Below are 18,526 nucleotides of genomic sequence, written 5' to 3'. Positions count from 1 at the left end.
TTACCTGAAGGTGGACGGGGCTCCAAAACGGGTATCCGAGCCGAGGATCATGGGGAGTTCGGCGAGGGAGGCGATCCGGTGCGGGCCCTCGGGGGCGTCGCCGCCGCTGTATACGCCGCCGCGGTCGATCCACACCGACAGCAGTCCGGCGTCCGCCGCACCGCGGCCGTCGATCTCCGGATGGTCCCCGACGTAGGCGACTTGGTCCGGGGTGAGTCCCAGGGCGTCGCAGGCGGCCAGGAAGGCGCCGGCCTCGGGCTTGGAGACGCCGAGTTCGGCGGCGCACAGGATGACCTCGAAGCGGTCGTGCACGCCGAGGGCGCGGAGTTTGCGGTCCTGGACGGTGATGCTGGAGTTGGAGAGCACCGCGTGCCGGTGGCTGGCCGCGAGGGCGTCCAGGACGGGCAGCACGTCCGGGAAGAGGGTCCAGGCGGCCTCGTAGTGCGTCAGGTAGCGCCGGAACCAGTCGTCCGCCTCGGCGTCGCTCAGGTCCTTGCCCAGGAACACCCGTACGCGGTCCCGGCGTTGGCCCTCGAAGGTCGTCTCCCCCGCCGAGAACCTCGCCCACTGCTGGTCGGTGATCTCCCGCCAGTGGGCGAGGCCCTGCTCGACGGTGCCGTACCCGTCGAGCAGGGCCTCGGCGGCGAGATGCGCGCCCATGCCGATCCGGTCCGCGCCCGTGTAGTCGAAAAGAGTGTCGTCGACGTCCCAGACCACGGCGCGAATGCTCATGATCCGACGGTAACGCAACCCGTCAGTCGTGGGCGCCCCACCAGACGAACCGCTCGATCGGGATCTGGTCCGTGACCTCGGCCGTGCTGCTGTAGATGGCCACGCCGTTGTCGGATGTGCGCAGTTGGTGCGCCCAGAGGTTCATGAGGCGGTTGTCGTCGCCGTTCCAGAACTGCTGGCCGCTGCCGCCGCACGGGCTCGTCCAGACAGCGTTGTTCTGGGACTTCCAGTCCGTGGTGAGGCAGTCGCCGTTGGCGTTGCTCACCAGCCGGCGGAAGGTGTAGCCGAAGCCGTCCTGCGTCGCCGAGCCCCAGTGCCAGTTGCGGGTGGAGAGCGCGTCGTTGCAGGTGTCCGACCAGACCTTGTCGGTCGTCGCCGAGGCGACCAGACAGTTGCCCTCGTAGTCGTTCATGTATGTCCAGTTGGCCGCGGACGCGTAGGACAGGGTGCCGCCGGCGGCCAGCAGCAGGGCGGTGACGCCCGCGGGGACGGCCAGTCTCAGGGAAGTTCTCCAGGATGACATGATCATGAGAATTGAGGCCGCTTACGACATCTCCGCGAACCGATCATGAACAGACCCCGTCGATCACCCGACGTCGGCATGGAGAAAAGCGGAAGGGCGGCGGCCGTATCGGTCACCGCCCTTCACGCGTGCGTGCGTTACGCGGCGAGCTTCGCCAGGGCCGCGTCGATGCGGGTCAGGGTCTTCTCCTTGCCCAGGATCTCCAGGGACTCGAAGAGGGGGAGGCCGATCGTGCGGCCGGTGACGGCCACGCGGACCGGGGCCTGGGCCTTGCCGAGCTTGAGGCCGTGGAGCTCACCGGCGGCCAGGACGGCCTCCTTGAGCGACTCGGGCGAGGTCCAGTCCGCGGACTCCAGCTTCTCGCGGGCCGTACGCAGAAGCGCGTCGGAGCCCTCCTTCATCGCCTTCGTCCAGGACGCCTCGTCCTCGACCGGCTCCGGAAGGAACAGGAAGTCGACGTTGTCCGTGATCTCCGACAGCACCTTCATGCGGGTCTGCGCGTGCGGGGCGACCGCCTGCCACTTGGCCTCGTCGAAGTCCTCGGGCGCCCAGGGGGCGAACGGGGCCTGCAGCCACGGGGCGCAGCGCTCGGTGAAGTCCTTCACGTCCAGGAGGCGGATGTGGTCGGCATTGATCGCCTCCGCCTTCTTGAGGTCGAAGCGGGCCGGGTTGGGGTTCACGTCGGCGATGTCGAAGGCCGCGACCATCTCGTCCATCGTGAAGACGTCCCGGTCGGCCGAGAGCGACCAGCCCAGCAGGGAGAGGTAGTTGAGCAGCCCCTCGGGCAGGAAGCCGCGCTCGCGGTAGAGGTTGAGGGACGACTCGGGGTCACGCTTGGAGAGCTTCTTGTTGCCCTCGCCCATCACGTACGGCAGGTGCCCGAAGGACGGGATCTGCCGGGCGATGCCCAGGTCGATCAGCGCCTTGTAGAGCGCGATCTGGCGCGGGGTGGAGGAGAGCAGGTCCTCGCCGCGCAGGACGTGGGTGATCTCCATCAGGGCGTCGTCGACCGGGTTGACGAGCGTGTACAGCGGGGCGCCGTTGGCTCGTACGATCCCGTAGTCCGGGACGTTCTCCGCGGTGAACGTCAGCTCGCCGCGGACCAGGTCCGTGAAGGTGATCGTCTCGTCGGGCATGCGGAAGCGGACGATCGGCGTACGGCCCTCGGCCACGTACGCTGCCTTCTGCTCGTCGGTCAGGTCGCGGCAGTGGCCGTCGTAGCCGGACGGCTTGCCGGCCGCGCGGGCGGCCTCGCGGCGGGCGTCCAGCTCCTCGGTGGAGCAGTAGCAGTAGTACGCGTGACCGGCGTCCTGGAGCTTGCGGGCGACATCCTTGTAGATGTCCATCCGCTGCGACTGGCGGTACGGCGCGTGCGGGCCGCCGACCTCGGGGCCCTCGTTCCAGTCGAAGCCCAACCAGCGCATCGCGTCGAGGAGTTGGCCGTAGGACTCCTCGGAGTCGCGGGCCGCGTCGGTGTCCTCGATGCGGAAGACCAGCGTGCCCTGGTGGTGGCGGGCGAACGCCCAGTTGAACAGGGCGGTGCGGACCAGGCCCACGTGGGGGTTACCGGTCGGCGAGGGGCAGAAACGGACGCGTACGGGGGAACCGGGTGCGCTAGCCACGCTTGACAACCTTGTTGGTGAGAGTGCCGATGCCTTCGATGGTGACGGCGACCTCGTCGCCGACGGTGAGCGGTCCGACGCCTGCCGGGGTGCCCGTGAGGATCACGTCGCCGGGAAGCAGCGTCATGGCCTCGGTGATGTTGACGATCAGATCCTCGATCGAGTGGATCATCTCGCTGGTACGGCCGAGTTGGCGCTGTGCGCCGTTGACCGTGAGCTGGACGGTCAGGTCGGACGCCGCCGCGAGGTCGAGGTCCGTCTCCACCCAGGGGCCCAGCGGGCAGGAGGTGTCGAAGCCCTTGGCCCGGGCCCACTGCTTCTCGCGCTTCTGGACGTCGCGCGCGGTGACGTCGTTCGCGCAGGTGTAGCCGAAGATCACGTCCTGGACGCGCTCGCGCGGGACCTCACGGCACAACCGGCCGATGACCACGGCCAGTTCGGCCTCGTGGTGCAGTTCCTCGGAGAAGGGCGGGTACTGGATCTCGTCGCCGGAGCCGATGACCGAGGTGGACGGCTTGAAGAAGGCGAAGGGGACGTCCGGGACCTCGTTGCCCAGTTCGCGCGCGTGCTCCGCGTAGTTGCGGCCGAAGGCCACGACCTTGCTGGGGAGCACCGGCGGCAGCAGCCGGACCTTGCTGAGCGGGACCTTCGTACCGGAGAGCTCGAAGTCCGTGAACGGGATGCCCTTGATGATGTCGAGGACGAGCTCGTCCGGCTTGTCGCCCTCTACCGCGCCGAAGGCGACGTTCCCGTCGATGGAGAATCTGGCGATGCGCACGGGATCCTGGCGCCCCTCACTGAGCCGGCTGGAGTCTGACGCTCCAGGCTAACGCGGTGAAGGGGGCCGGGCCGCGCGCATTGTGGCGCGCGGCCGGCCGTGCACTTCTGAATCACCCGTCCCCGCGCTGCGTACTAGTGCGCGAGGGCTGCCGTCTCGGGCAGTTCCATGAGGATCGTGCGACGGGGGTTGGCCGTGTTGGTGGGGAGGTCGACGGAGTGCTCCGGCTGCTCCAGGGTCTGCAGTTCCTCTGCGCCCTCGAGGTGCACCAGCGTCGTGCGCCGCGGGTTGGCTATCGTGCGGAACATCATCGTCGTCTTCACCGTTGTACGTGACCTTGTCGTGTACGGGCCCCCGGACCAGGGCCGATACGGGCTCTGGCGGGCGCAGTTGTCAAAGTGTTACGTCTTGTAAAGCGTCAGGCTAAACATGCAATTCCCACCGGAAGACGCCAGGACCCCCTGAACCCCGTGTGAGTTTGCTCACGGACCCCTGGGCAAACCGGTCAATTCAGGCCTGCAGCCGACCCCGACGAAAGGGACATTGGGCGCCTGAAGGCCTCATTCCGCTCCTGATCATGGCGACTGGGACACCCCCCTTACGTGGCCGACTCGCGGACATAAGTCCGTTATGCAGGAGATCACTTTCTACGTCCGGTGACTCGCCACTCACATGCTGTCACGTAGGTCACGGCATGGCCCACGGGCCTTGTTGGAGATCCGGCACTGTGCTGGAATTCCACGGACCGCCGCAGGATCGAGCCGGCGCACAGGGGGCGTGAACTCAGCGCCAGTGGCGGCGAGAGGGGGAACCAGCGCCGGTCACTCACGACCAAACATTGGGGCGCGCGTTCAGGGCGTTCCCCAACGCCGACACCGTGTCCTTCCGTTCACGCGGAGGGGTGCCTGGTCCAGAGGTTGCGACGCTAGTGCAGGGACGTTTCAAGAGGGATGGCAGTGCTTCGGCGGAGCCGGAGCCGCACGGCGGGGCTGGCCCCAAGGCTGGCAGCTCCTCGCCCCAGCACGCCCAGAACCCGGGCCCGGCCCCGTCAGGTGACGGCGGAGGCGCCGGGCGCCCTGGTGCGTCGACGACCGGAGGACCCGCGGGTACGCCCGCTCCACCGGCCAAACCGCCCAAGAGCCCGGCCGGCCCCGGACCGCGCGTAGCGCTGCGCAACTGGCGAATCTCCACCCGCCTGGTGTCGCTGCTCGCGCTGCCCGTGGTCGCGGCCACCTCGCTGGGCGCCCTGCGCATCAGCGACAACATGGACGACATCCAGCAGCTCGACAACATGAAGCTGCTGACGGACATGACCAAGCAGGCGACCGAGCTGGCCGCCGCGCTCCAGGAGGAGCGCGACCAGTCCGCCGGCCCGCTGGCGCACAGCTCGAAGTCGAGCGCGTACACGGTCAAGGGTGTCCGGGACAAGTCGGACCGGGCCGTCCAGAACTTCGTGGACGCGGCCGAGGAGATCGACACCTCCAGCAAGGACGGCAACCTCCAGGGCGTCCGCGAGAGCCTGGTCGGTGTGGTCAGCGACCTCGACCAGCTGGCGAAGATCCGCTCCACCGCCTACGAGGCCAAGGGCAACTCCACGCAGACCGTGGAGGCCTACCACCGCCTCATCACGCACCTGCTCGACCTCTCCCAGGACATGGCCGAGGCCACGAGCAACCCCGAGATGATCCAGCGCACGCGCGCCCTGTCGTCGTTCTCCTCCGCCAAGGAGTACGCGTCGATGCAGCGCGCGGTCCTGGCGGCCGCGCTGCCCGTCACCGACAACACCTTCGGCGACCTCTCGGACAACGACCGGCTCTACGCGCAGTCGGCCCTGCAGAGCCAGACCTCCGAACTGCGCAGCTTCAAGAGCATCTACGGCACCGAGGCCGCGGCCAACCTCCTCAAGCCCATCGAGGAGAACAACGCCACGATCAAGGCCACGGACACCTACGCGGGCCGCGCGCTGGCCAGCACCGACGGCCTCGACGACCTGCAGAAGCGGTCCTACCAGGACTGGGTGGACGACAGTTCCACCAAGATCGACCAGATGAAGAAGATCGAGCACACGCTCCTCGAGGACATGGAGCAGAAGGCCCGCCAGCTGCGCTCCGCCTCCGAGCGCGAGGCGATCATCTCCGGTGCGCTGATCCTGCTCGTGCTCGGTGTCTCCCTGGTCGGCGCCTTCGTCATCGCCCGGTCCATGATCCGCTCGCTGCGCAGGCTCCAGGAGACGGCCAACAAGGTCGCCCAGGACCGGCTGCCCGAGCTGGTCAAGCAGCTCTCCGAGTCGGACCCGCAGGACGTCGACACCTCCGTCGAGTCGGTCGGTGTGCACTCCCGGGACGAGATCGGCCAGGTGGCCGCGGCCTTCGACGACGTGCACCGCGAGGCGGTCCGCCTCGCCTCCGAGCAGGCCATGCTCCGAGGCAACGTCAACGCGATGTTCACCAACCTCTCGCGCCGTTCCCAGGGCCTCATCCAGCGTCAGCTCTCGCTCATCTCCGAACTGGAGTCGCGCGAGGCCGACCCGGACCAGCTCTCCTCGCTCTTCAAGCTCGACCACCTCGCGACCCGCATGCGCCGTAACGGTGAGAACCTCCTGGTCCTCGCCGGTGAAGAGCCCGGCCGCCGCTGGACCCGTCCGGTCCCGCTGGTCGACGTGCTCCGCGCCGCCGCCTCCGAGGTGGAGCAGTACGAGCGCATCGAACTGGCCTCCGTGCCGACCACCGAAGTGGCCGGCCGCGTGGTGAACGACCTCGTGCACCTCCTCGCAGAGCTGCTCGAGAACGCGACCTCCTTCTCCTCGCCGCAGACCAAGGTCAAGGTCACCGGTCACGCGCTGCCCGACGGCCGCGTCCTGATCGAGATCCACGACACCGGTATCGGCCTCTCCCCCGAGGACCTCGCGGCGATCAACGAGCGGCTCGCCTCGCCGCCCACCGTGGACGTCTCCGTCTCCCGCCGTATGGGTCTGTTCGTGGTCGGCCGTCTGTCGCAGCGCCACGGCATCCGCATCCAGCTGCGCCCGTCCGACTCCGGTGGTACGACCGCGCTGGTCATGCTGCCCGTCGATGTCGCCCAGGGCGGCAAGAAGACGCAGGGCAAGCCGGGTCAGGGTGTCGCCGGCGGTCCGGCCGCCGCGCAGGCCGCCGCCGGTATGGCCGCGGCCCGACGTCAGGCCGGTGCCGGTGCTCCGGCGGGCAGTGCCCTCGGCGCGGGTGCGCCGGGCGGTGGCGCCCTCGGTGCCGGTGCCCCCTCCGGTGGCCGGCTCGCCGCCGGTCAGGGTCCGCGGGCCGCGCTGCCCGGTGCGGGCCAGGGCGGCGGTCGTCCGGGTGGACCGGGCGGACAGCGTGGACCGCAGTCTCCCGGCGGTGCCCCCCAGGGCCGGCCCGCTCCCGCGGGTGCGGGCGCCGGGTTCGGTCAGGGACCGGGCTCGACGCAGGGCATGCAGTCCGTGGGTCAGGACAGCTTCGGCCAGGACAGCTTCGGCGGCGCCCGTGGTGCCGTACCGCCGCAGGCCGGGCGTGGGAACGCGCCCTCCGAGCAGGGACAGGGTGGTGGCGGCCGGCGTGGTCGTCAGCCGCTGCTGCCGGGCCGCGGTGGACCGCGGGCCGAGCTGCCGGGCGGCAACCCGCAGCAGCCCCGCACGCCGAGCTGGAGCGACGACAACGCGCAGCCGCCGGTGCCGCGGGCCTCGCTGGACACCCCGCGTGGCCATGACGAGACCTCCCGGATGCCGCGGATCGACGCGACGAGCGAGATGCCAGCGGTGCCGCGCTACGACGAGCGGCAGGGCCCGGCCTCCACCTCCGAGTTCGCGCGCCCCGACTTCGGTGCCAACGGCAACCCGCAGCAGACGGGCCAGTTCGCCCGTCCCGGCGCGGAATCGCCGCACCACACCGGGCAGTTCCCGCGTCCCGACCTCGACGCGCCGCAGCAGCAGGGTGCGAACGGCTCCCAGAACACGGGGCAGTTCGTCCGCTCCGACGTCTTCGGCAGCCCGAACCACGGACCGAACCAGCAGAACAACTCCAACAACCCGAACAACCCCGCCAACACGGGCCAGTTCGCCAGCCCCCAGGCCTACGACCCCGGTTCCACCGGGCAGTTCGCCGTGCCGGGCTACGACAACGGCTCCACCGGCCAGCACTCCCTGCCGGGCCGTCAGAACCCCGGTGGTACCGGGCAGTTCGAGCGTCCGCAGGCGAACGGCAACGGCGGCGACTACGGTCAGCCGCGGCAGCCCGCTCCGCCGCGGCCCCAGCAGCGTCCCACCCGTCCGGAGCCCGAGGCACTGCCCCCGGCCGGACCGGGCGACGGTCGTACCCCGCTGTACGACACGCTGGAGACCAACTGGTTCCACGGTCAGGGCCAGAACGGTCAGGGCGGGCAGAACGGCCAGAACGGGACCGGCTCCAACGGGGTCGTCCCGAACGGCCAGCAGAACGGTCAGCCGAGCGGTCGGCCGACCAGCAACGGGAACGGCTCCGCGCCGGTCCCCCAGCCGCAGGCTCCCGCGGCTCCCCCTCAGCGTCCCGCCCCGACTTCCTGGCGCACGTCTCCGAACGACGACCTCGTTCGACAGGCGGAGCGTGTACGGCAGCCGGCCGCGGGCGGCGTCACCACCTCCGGCCTGCCGCGCCGGGTGCCCCGGGCGAACCTGGTCCCGGGCACGGCTCAGCAGCAACAGCACCAAGCCGGTCCGCAGGTATCGCGTGCGCCTGATGACGTACGCGGCCGGCTGACCAATCTCCGTCGGGGCATCGCGCAGGGTCGGGCCAACACCGGCCAGACCGGCAGCTTCCCGAGCCCCACTCACCAGCAGGAGCGTTAGTTGAGCCAGATGAGCCAGGCGGCACAGAATCTCAACTGGTTGATCACCAACTTCGTGGACAACACCCCAGGTGTGTCCCACACCGTCGTCGTCTCCGCCGACGGACTCCTTCTGGCGATGTCGGAAGGCTTTCCGCGCGACCGTGCCGACCAGTTGGCGGCTGTCGCGTCCGGTCTCACCTCGTTGACGGCCGGGGCCTCCCGGATCTTCGAGGGAGGCGACGTGGCGCAGACGGTCGTCGAGATGGAACGCGGTTTTCTCTTCCTCATGTCCGTCTCGGACGGGTCGTCCCTGGCCGTGCTCGCACACCCCGACTGCGACATCGGCCTCGTCGGTTACGAGATGGCACTCCTGGTCGATCGCGCGGGCGCCGTGCTCACGCCCGATCTGCGCGCCGAACTACAAGGCAGTCTGCTCCACTGATCGGCCCCGGCACCACCTGTCTCACCAAATCACCGTCCGGCCGCCACAATCCCCCCACCGGCCTCGTCAGACGGCACGACTGACCGACTTGCTGTCCCGCCCGGAGGATTCATGACCCCGCCCACCGCCTCTCATGATCCGTACGCGGAGCCGTACGAGGATGAGGGCGACCAGCCGCTGGTACGTCCTTACGCGATGACCGGCGGCCGGACCCGGCCGCGCTATCAGCTCGCGATAGAAGCGCTGATCAGCACCACGGCCGACCCGGCAGCGCTCATGGGGCTGCTCCCGGAGCACCAGCGCATCTGCCACCTGTGCCGTGAGGTGAAGTCGGTCGCGGAGGTGTCGGCGCTCCTGGCCATGCCGCTGGGTGTGGCCCGGATCCTTGTCGCGGACCTGGCTGAGGCCGGGCTCGTCGCCATCCACCAGCCTGGTGGCGACGAGACGACCGGTGCGCCGGACGTGACCCTGCTCGAAAGGGTGCTCAGTGGACTTCGCAAGCTCTGACGGAGGGCGGGCAACCACCTCCGCGAAGATCGTGGTGGCGGGTGGCTTCGGCGTCGGCAAGACCACGTTCGTGGGCGCCGTCTCCGAGATCAACCCGCTGCGCACGGAGGCCGTCATGACGTCCGCGTCCGCGGGCATCGACGACCTCACCCACACCGGGGACAAGACCACCACCACGGTGGCCATGGACTTCGGCCGTATCACGCTCGACCAGGACCTGATCCTGTACCTGTTCGGTACGCCGGGTCAGGACCGCTTCTGGTTCATGTGGGACGACCTGGTGCGGGGTGCCATCGGCGCGGTGGTGCTCGTGGACACCCGGCGCCTGGCCGACTGCTTCCCGGCCGTGGACTACTTCGAGAACTCGGGTCTGCCGTTCGTCGTCGCCCTCAACGGCTTCGACGGGCACCAGCCCTACGCTCCCGAGGAGGTGCGCGAGGCCTTGCAGATCGGGCCCGACACCCCCATCATCACCACTGACGCCCGACACCGGTCCGATGCCAAGAGCGCGCTGATCACTCTGGTCGAGCACGCCCTGATGGCGCGGTTGCGGTAGCCGGCACCCAAGTCGGCAATGCTGTACGGCAGTTGTCGTAGATGTCCCGGAGCCGACTGTGGCCTTTGACACGGTCGGCCTCGGTGTTCATAACGTTTCGGCAGAGGAATCGGGTGGTACGGCCACGCGTCGTCGTCAGCCGGTGTCACTGTGCGCACGAAGGCCCCGTCTTTTGACGGGGCTCGTTCTTTATGACCGTTTTATCTGGGGCTTACATCACGTTGAAACCGTGCTTTCCGCTGTTTGGAAGAGCACTAGTGGTCGTGCTGGAATGCCTGAACTGCCCATTAGTGAGAGACGTACTCAGTAGTACTGCGTACTCATGGGTGAACTGGGCTCTGAGACACTGCGGCACACCGTTGGTGCCGACCGCCGGAAGGTTGTTGGTCGAGTGAGGCGAAGCAAGAACGGTCCCGAGCCGTCGGCACGGGGCAACTTCACCCCGCCGCCGCGCGGAGCGGCGCCCGCCCCTATGCCTGGTCCGGAGCCGACGGCCGCGCCTCCATCGAGCGGCGGCCGTTTCTCCCCCCGCAACTGGCGAGTGCCGACGCGGCTGAACGCGATCCTGCTCATACCCGTGCTGGTCGGCCTCGTCATGGGCGGCTTCCAGGTGAAGAGCTCGATCGACACCTGGCAGGACGCCGAGGACGCGTCGGACACCGCGCGTCTGGTGCGGGCCTCGCTGACCTATGGCGACGCTCTATACAACGAGCGCGACATCAGCGCGGCCCCGCTCCTCAAGGGCTCCTCGCAGAGCGCCGCCGACAAGGCCACCGTCAAGGCCGTACGCGCCAATACGGACAAGGCCGCCGACGCCTTCGACGAGGCGGCGCAGAACATGCCGCAGAAGGCCGGCCTGCTGCGCCGCCTCAGCCTGTTCCGGGCCCAGGAGCCCAAGCTTCAGGGCCTGCGCGCGGCGGCGTACACCTCCAAGCTCCCCGGTGTGCAGACCGAAGAGGGCTACATCAAGATCGCACACCCCTTGATGGAGTTCGCCAACGAGCTCGGTCTGGGCACCGGAAACATCACCAGCTACGGCCGTACCGTCTACGCGATCTCGCTGACGAAGGCCTCGCTGTCGCTGGAGCGCTCGATCGGCATGCACCTGCTGATCAACCCCGGCCCCTCGGCCGACTCGCTCGGCAAGCAGCGCCTGGCCCTCTCCTCGTACGCCTACCTCGAAGGCATCGCCATCGAGGAGTACGTCGGTGGCGGTACCGCCGCGGACGCGAAGAAGCTCGACGTCGCCACGGCGAAGATCAAGACCGAGGGTGCCGCGCTGGCGCAGAAGGCCGCCGCCGACGCGAAGGCCAAGGGCGAGACCTATGTGCCGCCGCCGTCCGACCCGACCAAGATGGTCACGGCGCTGGCGACCCTGCAGACGACCGACCCCAGCGCCCGTGCCGCCCTCGCCCAGGAGGGCACCACCGCCGAGAACTGGTGGGCGGTCAACACGCTCAAGTACAACGCCTACCGCCAGATCGAGTCGGACCTGGCCGACAAGGCGGTGAGCGAGGCCACCGACATCGCGGACAACGCCAAGCGTGACGCGCTGATCACCGGTGCCGCCGTCGTGGTCGCCCTGCTGCTGGCCTTCATCCTGGCCGGCGCGGTGGCCCGCCAGATGTCCCGCGCCATGCGCCAGCTGCGCAACGCCGCCTTCGGCATCGCCGAACAGCGGCTGCCGATGCTGGTCGACCAGCTCTCGCGCACCGACCCCGGCCGCGTCGACACCCGGGTCGCGCCGATCCCGATCACCACCAAGGACGAGATCGGCGAGGTCGCCCGGGCCTTCGACCAGGTCCACCGCGAGGCGGTCCGGCTCGCCTCCGAGCAGGCCCTGCTCCGCGGCAACATCAACGCGATCTTCACCAACCTCTCGCGCCGCAACCAGTCGCTGATCGAGGGCCAGCTGACCCTGATCACCGAGCTGGAGAACAACGAGGCCGACCCGGACCAGCTGGAGAACCTCTTCCGCCTGGACCACCTCGCGACCCGTATGCGCCGCAACGGCGAGAACCTCCTGGTCCTCGCCGGCGAGGAGCCCGGCCGCCGCTGGGACCAGCCGGTCCCGCTGGTCGACGTGCTGCGCGCCGCCTCCTCCGAGGTGGAGCAGTACGAGCGTGTCGAGCTGTCGGGCGTCCCGGAGGCCGAGATCCACGGCCGCGCGGTCACCGACCTCGTGCACCTGCTCGCCGAGCTGCTGGAGAACGCGACCACGTTCTCCTCGCCGCAGACCAAGGTCCGCGTCACCGCGACCCGTCTCCCCGACGGCCGCGTCATGATCGAGATCCACGACAAGGGCATCGGCCTCACCGCCGAGGACTTCGCGGACATCAACCACAAGCTGGCCAACCCGCCGACCGTGGACGCCGCGATCTCCCAGCGCATGGGGCTCTTCGTGGTCGGCCGGCTGTCCGACCGGCACGGCATCCGCGTCCAGCTCCGCCCCTCGGGCGAGCAGGCCGGCACCACCTCGCTGGTCATGCTGCCGGACGCGATCACCCACGGTGGTGGTGGCGAGCAGCAGCTGGACCGCGACGAGTTCACGGTCTCCCAGATCATCCCGGAGCAGAACTTCGGCGGCGAGGACTTCAACCTCGCCCCGCTGCGCACGGCGGCCGAACTCGGCTTCGACGACAGCCGCTACGCGGAGGTCCCGGACGACATACGGGAGCTGGACCCCGTAGGCCGCTCGCTGATGCGTGAGGAGCGCCGGGCGGCCCTGGAGGCCCAGGCGGGCCAGCAGCCCGGTCAGGAGTCCGCTGACGGCTCCATGTACCCCGACTCGTTCGACGCGCAGCCGGCGTACGACAACGGCCAGGGCGGCTACCCGGAGCAGACCGGGGCGTACGAGGTCGGTCCGGCGTACGAGGAGCCGCAGCAGGCCCCGTACGAGGAGCACCAGCAGCCGTCGTACGACGAGCCGTACTACGCGCCGAACGGCGGACTGCCGCAGAACGACACCTTCTCGCCCAACGGCGGTTACCCGGAGCCCTCTTATACGGAGCCGGTGCAGGACGAGCGGCCGGCCGAGCGGGCCGGAGCAGCTCCGGCGTTCGCGGCCTTCGAAGAGCGTCGCTACCAGGACGACTGGCCGCAGCAGGACGGTTACCAGAACGGGTACGCCGACCAGTACGCTCCCGAAGCGGAATCCCCGCAGGCCGCTGACGTGACCGAGCGCGACCACGTAGGCTTCGACCGTCCGGGACCGACTCCTTCCGTCGGCCACGACCTGACCGACGCCGGGCTTCCGCGCCGTGGCTCCATGGCGGGCGGGACGAACGGGTCGAACGGTGTGCGGCACGCGAGCCTGGAAGCGACGGCCCCCGCTCCGGCGACGGAGAGCGGTGCCCATGGGAACAACAACGGCAACACCAACGGCATCGGCAGCGGCGACAGTTGGCGCTCGGCGAACGACGCGCGCTGGCAGCAGGCCTCGGCGCTGAAGAAGCCCAAGGCAGGCGGAGTCACCTCCTCCGGTCTGCCCCGGCGGGTGCCCAAGGCCAACCTGGTCGAGGGCGCCGCCGAGAGCACTCCTCAGGGAGGCCCACAGGTCTCCCGTGCCCCGGAGGACGTCCGGGGCCGGCTGAGCAACCTGCGGCGAGGCGTCCAGCGCGGACGCAGCGCGGCGGGCAGCAGTGAAACGAACGGCCAGGGCTTCGGCTCTGACAGCACCTACAACCAGGAGCGTTAGTGTGAGCCCGATGAGCCAGGCGGCACAGAACCTGAACTGGTTGATCACCAACTTCGTGGACAACACCCCGGGGGTGTCCCACACGGTGGTGGTCTCCGCCGACGGCCTCCTTCTGGCGATGTCCGAAGGGTTTCCCCGCGACCGTGCCGATCAGCTCGCGGCCGTCGCCTCCGGTCTGACCTCGTTGACCGCCGGTGCCTCGCGCATCTTCGAAGGCGGCAGCGTGAACCAGACAGTTGTGGAGATGGAGCGGGGATTCCTCTTCATCATGTCCGTCTCCGACGGTTCATCGCTCGCGGTACTTGCACACCCTGAGGCGGACATCGGCCTCATTGGGTACGAGATGGCACTTCTGGTCGACCGTGCCGGTACGGTCCTGACCCCGGACCTTCGTGCGGAGCTTCAAGGCAGCCTGCTCAACTAACAGTCAGACGGTGCGTATTGGCGTCCCGGGGCCGTAAGGTTTCGGGACGCGGCTCCACAGGGATCGGGTGCCCGGCACAGTCGGAGGAGGAGAAAGTGGCAACACCCCCAGGCGGTTCTAATTCGGGCAACTGGTCGTACGGCCCTGCCCAGGGCCAGGGCGACGGTTCCCAGAACCCGAACCGTTACAACTTCCCCTCCGCGCCCAGCCACCGACGGCAGCAGCCGTACGCGCCCCAGGGACCCGGTCCCTCGCCGTACGACCAGCCGCCGGCGCCGCGTATCCAGCCCGTGCAGCCGCAGCGACGCTCCGAGCCGTCGCCCGCAGGGGCGGCGAACAACCCGTTGGTACGTCCGTACGCCATGACCGGCGGCCGGACGCGCCCGCGTTACCAGCTCGCCATCGAGGCGCTGGTGCACACCACCGCACAGCCGCACCAGATGCAGGGGCAGTTGCCCGAGCATCAGCGGATCTGCAATCTGTGCCGCGAGATCAAGTCGGTGGCCGAGATCTCGGCACTGCTGACCATCCCTCTCGGCGTGGCCAGGATCCTCGTCGCCGACTTGGCGGAGGCGGGCCTGGTCGCCATTCATCAGCCCGGCGGCGACGAGAACGCCGGCGGTCAGCCAGACGTGACACTGCTCGAAAGGGTGCTCAGTGGACTTCGCAAGCTCTAGCGGCGGTCCTTCCCGCTCCACCACCTCGGCGAAGATCGTGGTGGCGGGTGGCTTCGGCGTGGGCAAGACCACGTTCGTCGGGGCCGTCTCGGAGATCAACCCGCTGCGTACCGAGGCCGTGATGACGTCCGCGTCCGCGGGCATCGACGACCTCACCCACACCGGAGACAAGACGACCACCACGGTCGCCATGGACTTCGGGCGCATCACCCTGGACCAGGACCTCATCCTGTACCTGTTCGGCACCCCGGGACAGGACCGCTTCTGGTTCATGTGGGACGACCTGGTGCGTGGCGCGATCGGCGCGATCGTCCTTGTGGACACGCGCCGTCTCGCCGACTGCTTCCCGGCGGTGGACTACTTCGAGAACTCCGGTCTGCCGTTCGTGATCGCGCTCAACGGCTTCGACGGCAACCAGCCGTACAACCCGGACGAGGTCCGGGAGGCCCTGCAGATCGGCCCCGACACCCCGATCATCACGACGGACGCCCGCCACCGCGCGGACGCGAAGTCGGCGCTGATCACGCTCGTGGAGCACGCGTTGATGGCGCGCCTGCGGTAGCGATTCCGCTGTATCCGGCTCGTTCGGCTTGCGGCCCCCGTTCCTCCTGTGGGAGGAACGGGGGCCGTAGGTCGTTTGCGGGAGGGGTACGGGGATGAGCGCTGAGGCAGCTGCATTACGTCTGGGGACGACCGTGGCGAACACGGCGGCGCAGATGTGGCTCGGGGGCAAGCGGCGGGAGCAGGAACGCCGGCTGCCGATGGAGAAGCTGGTGCTGGTACGGGTGCCGGGGTTGCGGCAACAGCGCAGCGTGCGGCGCCAGTTCGAGGAGATGGCCGATGCCGTGGCCGCGCGGATCGAACCGTTCCTGGCCCAGGAGTTCCGCGGTCTCGACGAGAGCAGCCGGGAGGCCGCGCTCAACGGGGTGTGCGACACGTTCGCGCACGCCGACCTGTCGGACGAGGCGGTCCTGGCGGCCGACGCGCAGCCGGCCGAACTGATCCGCCGCATCACGGGATCGGTGAGCCCACCGGTCGGCCTGAACGAACCGGAGACACAACTCTACGAACTCCTCTTCAGCGAGTGCTGCGAGTACTACGTCAGCATCGTGCGGACCCTGCCGGTCTTCGAGGAGCGGACGCTGGCCGAACTCCTCGCCCGCACCAGCTCGTTGAGCGACGGCGTCGCCCGCGTCCTCGAACGGCTCCCCGACCGTTCACTGTTCGCCCCCGACGGCACCGATCAGGACCACGAGTTCCGCCGCTGGTACATGGAGCTGGTCAGCAACAACCTCGACGAGGTCGAGCTGTTCCGCCGCACGTCCGACCGTGCCGCGGCCCAGGTCCGGTTGTCGGTGGCGTACGTCAGCCTGCGCGCCACGGGGGACGACGGCACGCGGCGTAGGAGTGTCCGTGCGCTGCCGCTCAGGCCGGATCTCAGCGGCTGGGAGGAGTTCGGGACCGAGAGCTCCGGGATGCGGGTGGAATCGGCGCTGGGGGGCGCCTCACGCGTGCTCCTGCGCGGCGAGGCCGGCTCCGGCAAGACCACGCTGCTGCGCTGGCTGGCGATCACGGCGGCCCGCGGCGCCTTCACGGCCGAGCTCGCCGACTGGAACGGCCTGACACCCGTCTTCGTCAAGCTCCGCGAGTACAGCGGCCGTCCGCTCCCCAAGAAGCCGGAAGAGTTGCTGGACGGGGTCGCCGGGAACATCACCGGGATCATGCCCAAGGGCTGGGTGGAACGCCAGTTGCGGGACAACAAGGTCCTGCTGCTGGTGGACGGAGTCGACGAACTGCTCGGCTCGGAACGGCGATCGGTACGGGACTGGCTGCGCAAGCTGCTGGGCACCTACGCCGGCATCCGCGTGGTCGTGACGTCCCGTCCCACCGCCGCCGGGGCGGACTGGCTGCGCCGGGAGGACTTCACCGCGCTCCACCTGGACCGCATGACACCACCGGACCTGGCCGCGTTCGTACGGCAGTGGCATCAGGCCGTCCGCGAACTGGGCGACGAACTCCCCTGTGCGGTGGACGAGTTGCCGCGCTACGAACAGTCCCTGCTGAACAGCCTCAAGGACCGCGCGCATCTCCAGTCCCTGGCGGGCACGCCGCTGCTGGCGGCCATGCTCTGCGCTATGCACCTGAACAGGGGCAGCCAACTCCCCCGGGACCGCATGGAGTTGTACCGCAACGCCCTCCACACGCTGGTCCACGAACGCGACGCCGACCGGAACGTGCCGAGTGCGCTGGACAGCAAGCTCAGCCTCGGCGACAAGCTGGTCGTCCTGCGGGACCTGGCCTGGCGCCTCTCGGACAACAACCGCAGCGAGATCGCCCTGGACCAGGCCGCGGTCCACGTCTCCGCCAAGCTCTCGGCGATGCGGCACCTGGAGGTACAGGACGGCCACGGGGTCCTGGAACAGCTCCGGGACCGCTCCGGCATCCTCCGCTCCCCCGTCGAGGGCCGCCTCGACTTCGTCCACCGGACCTTTCAGGAGTACTTGGCCGCGGAGGAGGCGACGGAGGAAGACCGGATCGGCAACTTGGTCGGGCGGGCGCATCTGGACTTGTGGCGCGAGACGATCATCATGGCCGCGGGCCATGCCAACTCCCGTCAGCGGCAGGAGTTGTTGGACGGCATCTTGGACCGGGCGGAGGCGGAGCCTCGACATGCGCGGGTGCTGCGGTTGCTGGCGGCTTCTTGTCAGGAGACGTTGCCGACGGTCCCGGAGGGATTGGCGGGGCGACTGGATGGGGCGATGTCGGCGTTGCTGCCGGCTCGTCGGCCCACGGATCCGCCTGCGCTGGCGGCTGTGGGATCGAGCTTGTTGCGGCGGTTGCCGCGGTCACTGGGCGAGCTGACAGAGAAGTCAGCGGTACAAACGGTGCGGACCGTGGCGATGGTCGGGGGTGAGGAGGCGCTGGCGTTGATGGTGGGATACGCGGAGGACCGGCGCGACCTCGTCGTCGACGCAATCATCCAGGCTTGGGCGTACTTCGACGCGGACGCCTACGGCGAGCAGGTACTGGCCCGGCTGCCGTTGGCGGCACACCACGTGGATCTCACGCATTCACAGCAGTGGCGCGCTGCGACTCGGTTGAAGTCCATCAGGAAGCTGTCGATCCACTACCCGCTCCCGGCGCTCGCTGCGTTGGAACAACTCCCGCCCGTGACGAATCTGTCGGTGTACAACCTTCCTGGCTCCGGAGACCTCTCAGTGCTGACGGCTCACCCGCAGCTGCGATTGTTCACAATCTGGGGGCAAGGGAAGCTGGACGGACTCGGATCCGTGGAAAACCTGGGGAACCTCTTCTACCTGGCGCTCGGCCACGGGGGCACGGCCAGCCTCGGAAGTCTGCGTCTTGGGCCGATGATGGTTGCCTTGAGCCTCTTCGAGCTGAGCGGTGCCAGCAATCTGACCGCTTTGAGCGACTTCCCCTATGTCAGCAACCTGCTTCTGGCGACCATGCGCACATCTACGCCGCGCGGTTTGAGAAGCATCTCCGCCATGCCCGGGCTCCGTGAACTCCGCGTCAGCGACATGCACTTGACAGAGTGGCTGATGGTACGCGAACCCCTACCGACCAATCTGCGGGAGCTCAGACTGGATGATTGCGTCGTACCTGGAGACTCCCGCGCCTACCGCGACCTCAGTTCCCTCGACTCGCTGCACCTAGCGTCCTGCCGAACTCCCGACGGTGCCGCCGTTGAGGCCCTCGACCTCCCGGTCAAGGGCCTCACTATCAGCTGAT

The 18,526-nt window shown here is 69.0% G+C and carries 14 protein-coding genes; 9 read left to right on the top strand and 5 right to left on the bottom strand.

Features of this window, described 5'->3' with window-relative positions; translation table 11 throughout:
- The 5 genes from ACWD5F_RS34080 to ACWD5F_RS34060 form a co-directional block, all read right to left on the bottom strand.
- Complete coding sequence (locus tag ACWD5F_RS34080) at positions 1–732, bottom strand: HAD family hydrolase (protein ID WP_451260223.1); 732 nt, start codon at positions 730–732, stop codon at positions 1–3.
- A 22-nt stretch (positions 733–754) separates the two neighbouring features.
- On the bottom strand, positions 755–1,255 hold the full coding sequence (locus ACWD5F_RS34075; RefSeq protein ID WP_451260222.1) for a hypothetical protein: 501 nt from the start codon (positions 1,253–1,255) through the stop codon (positions 755–757).
- Between the two features lie 137 nt (positions 1,256–1,392).
- Positions 1,393–2,877 (bottom strand): glutamate--tRNA ligase, encoded by a 1,485-nt coding sequence (gltX, locus tag ACWD5F_RS34070; protein WP_451260221.1) that lies wholly within the window; start codon positions 2,875–2,877, stop codon positions 1,393–1,395.
- Complete coding sequence (locus ACWD5F_RS34065) at positions 2,870–3,655, bottom strand: fumarylacetoacetate hydrolase family protein (RefSeq protein ID WP_451260220.1); 786 nt, start codon at positions 3,653–3,655, stop codon at positions 2,870–2,872. Before ACWD5F_RS34065 ends, gltX begins: the two co-directional genes overlap by 8 nt.
- Before the next feature lie 134 nt (positions 3,656–3,789).
- On the bottom strand, positions 3,790–3,978 hold the full coding sequence (locus tag ACWD5F_RS34060) for a hypothetical protein (RefSeq protein WP_451260219.1): 189 nt from the start codon (positions 3,976–3,978) through the stop codon (positions 3,790–3,792).
- 605 nt (positions 3,979–4,583) lie between these two features.
- Here ACWD5F_RS34060 and ACWD5F_RS34055 point away from each other — a divergent pair.
- The 9 genes from ACWD5F_RS34055 to ACWD5F_RS34015 all read left to right on the top strand — a co-directional run bounded on the left by ACWD5F_RS34055 (position 4,584) and on the right by ACWD5F_RS34015 (position 18,525).
- Complete coding sequence (locus ACWD5F_RS34055; protein ID WP_451260218.1) at positions 4,584–8,489, top strand: sensor histidine kinase; 3,906 nt, start codon at positions 4,584–4,586, stop codon at positions 8,487–8,489.
- 9 nt (positions 8,490–8,498) lie between these two features.
- A complete protein-coding gene (locus ACWD5F_RS34050) occupies positions 8,499–8,912 on the top strand; it encodes a roadblock/LC7 domain-containing protein (RefSeq protein ID WP_030667329.1) in 414 nt (137 codons plus the stop codon).
- A 111-nt stretch (positions 8,913–9,023) separates the two neighbouring features.
- Positions 9,024–9,419 carry a DUF742 domain-containing protein gene (locus tag ACWD5F_RS34045; RefSeq protein WP_016432454.1) on the top strand — a complete coding sequence of 132 codons (396 nt, stop codon included), beginning with the start codon at positions 9,024–9,026 and terminating at the stop codon, positions 9,417–9,419.
- Positions 9,400–9,975 carry a GTP-binding protein gene (locus tag ACWD5F_RS34040; RefSeq protein ID WP_015657619.1) on the top strand — a complete coding sequence of 192 codons (576 nt, stop codon included), beginning with the start codon at positions 9,400–9,402 and terminating at the stop codon, positions 9,973–9,975. The genes ACWD5F_RS34045 and ACWD5F_RS34040 overlap by 20 nt, the downstream gene beginning before the upstream one ends.
- A gap of 391 nt (positions 9,976–10,366) precedes the next feature.
- Positions 10,367–13,672: a nitrate- and nitrite sensing domain-containing protein gene (locus ACWD5F_RS34035; protein ID WP_451260217.1), complete on the top strand. Its 3,306-nt coding sequence runs from the start codon at positions 10,367–10,369 to the stop codon at positions 13,670–13,672.
- Between the two features lie 10 nt (positions 13,673–13,682).
- Positions 13,683–14,096 (top strand): roadblock/LC7 domain-containing protein, encoded by a 414-nt coding sequence (locus tag ACWD5F_RS34030; RefSeq protein ID WP_005479603.1) that lies wholly within the window; start codon positions 13,683–13,685, stop codon positions 14,094–14,096.
- A 95-nt stretch (positions 14,097–14,191) separates the two neighbouring features.
- Positions 14,192–14,773, top strand: coding sequence for a DUF742 domain-containing protein (locus ACWD5F_RS34025; RefSeq protein WP_123997516.1), 582 nt, complete (start codon positions 14,192–14,194; stop codon positions 14,771–14,773).
- A complete protein-coding gene (locus tag ACWD5F_RS34020; RefSeq protein WP_026248371.1) occupies positions 14,754–15,335 on the top strand; it encodes a GTP-binding protein in 582 nt (193 codons plus the stop codon). The genes ACWD5F_RS34025 and ACWD5F_RS34020 overlap by 20 nt, the downstream gene beginning before the upstream one ends.
- A 94-nt stretch (positions 15,336–15,429) precedes the next feature.
- On the top strand, positions 15,430–18,525 hold the full coding sequence (locus tag ACWD5F_RS34015) for an NACHT domain-containing protein (protein ID WP_451260216.1): 3,096 nt from the start codon (positions 15,430–15,432) through the stop codon (positions 18,523–18,525).
- The last annotated feature ends 1 nt before the right edge of the window (position 18,526 follow it).

It is taken from the genome of Streptomyces sp. NPDC002499 (assembly GCF_053595415.1).
This window is presented reverse-complemented; position numbering and strand designations above follow the sequence as displayed.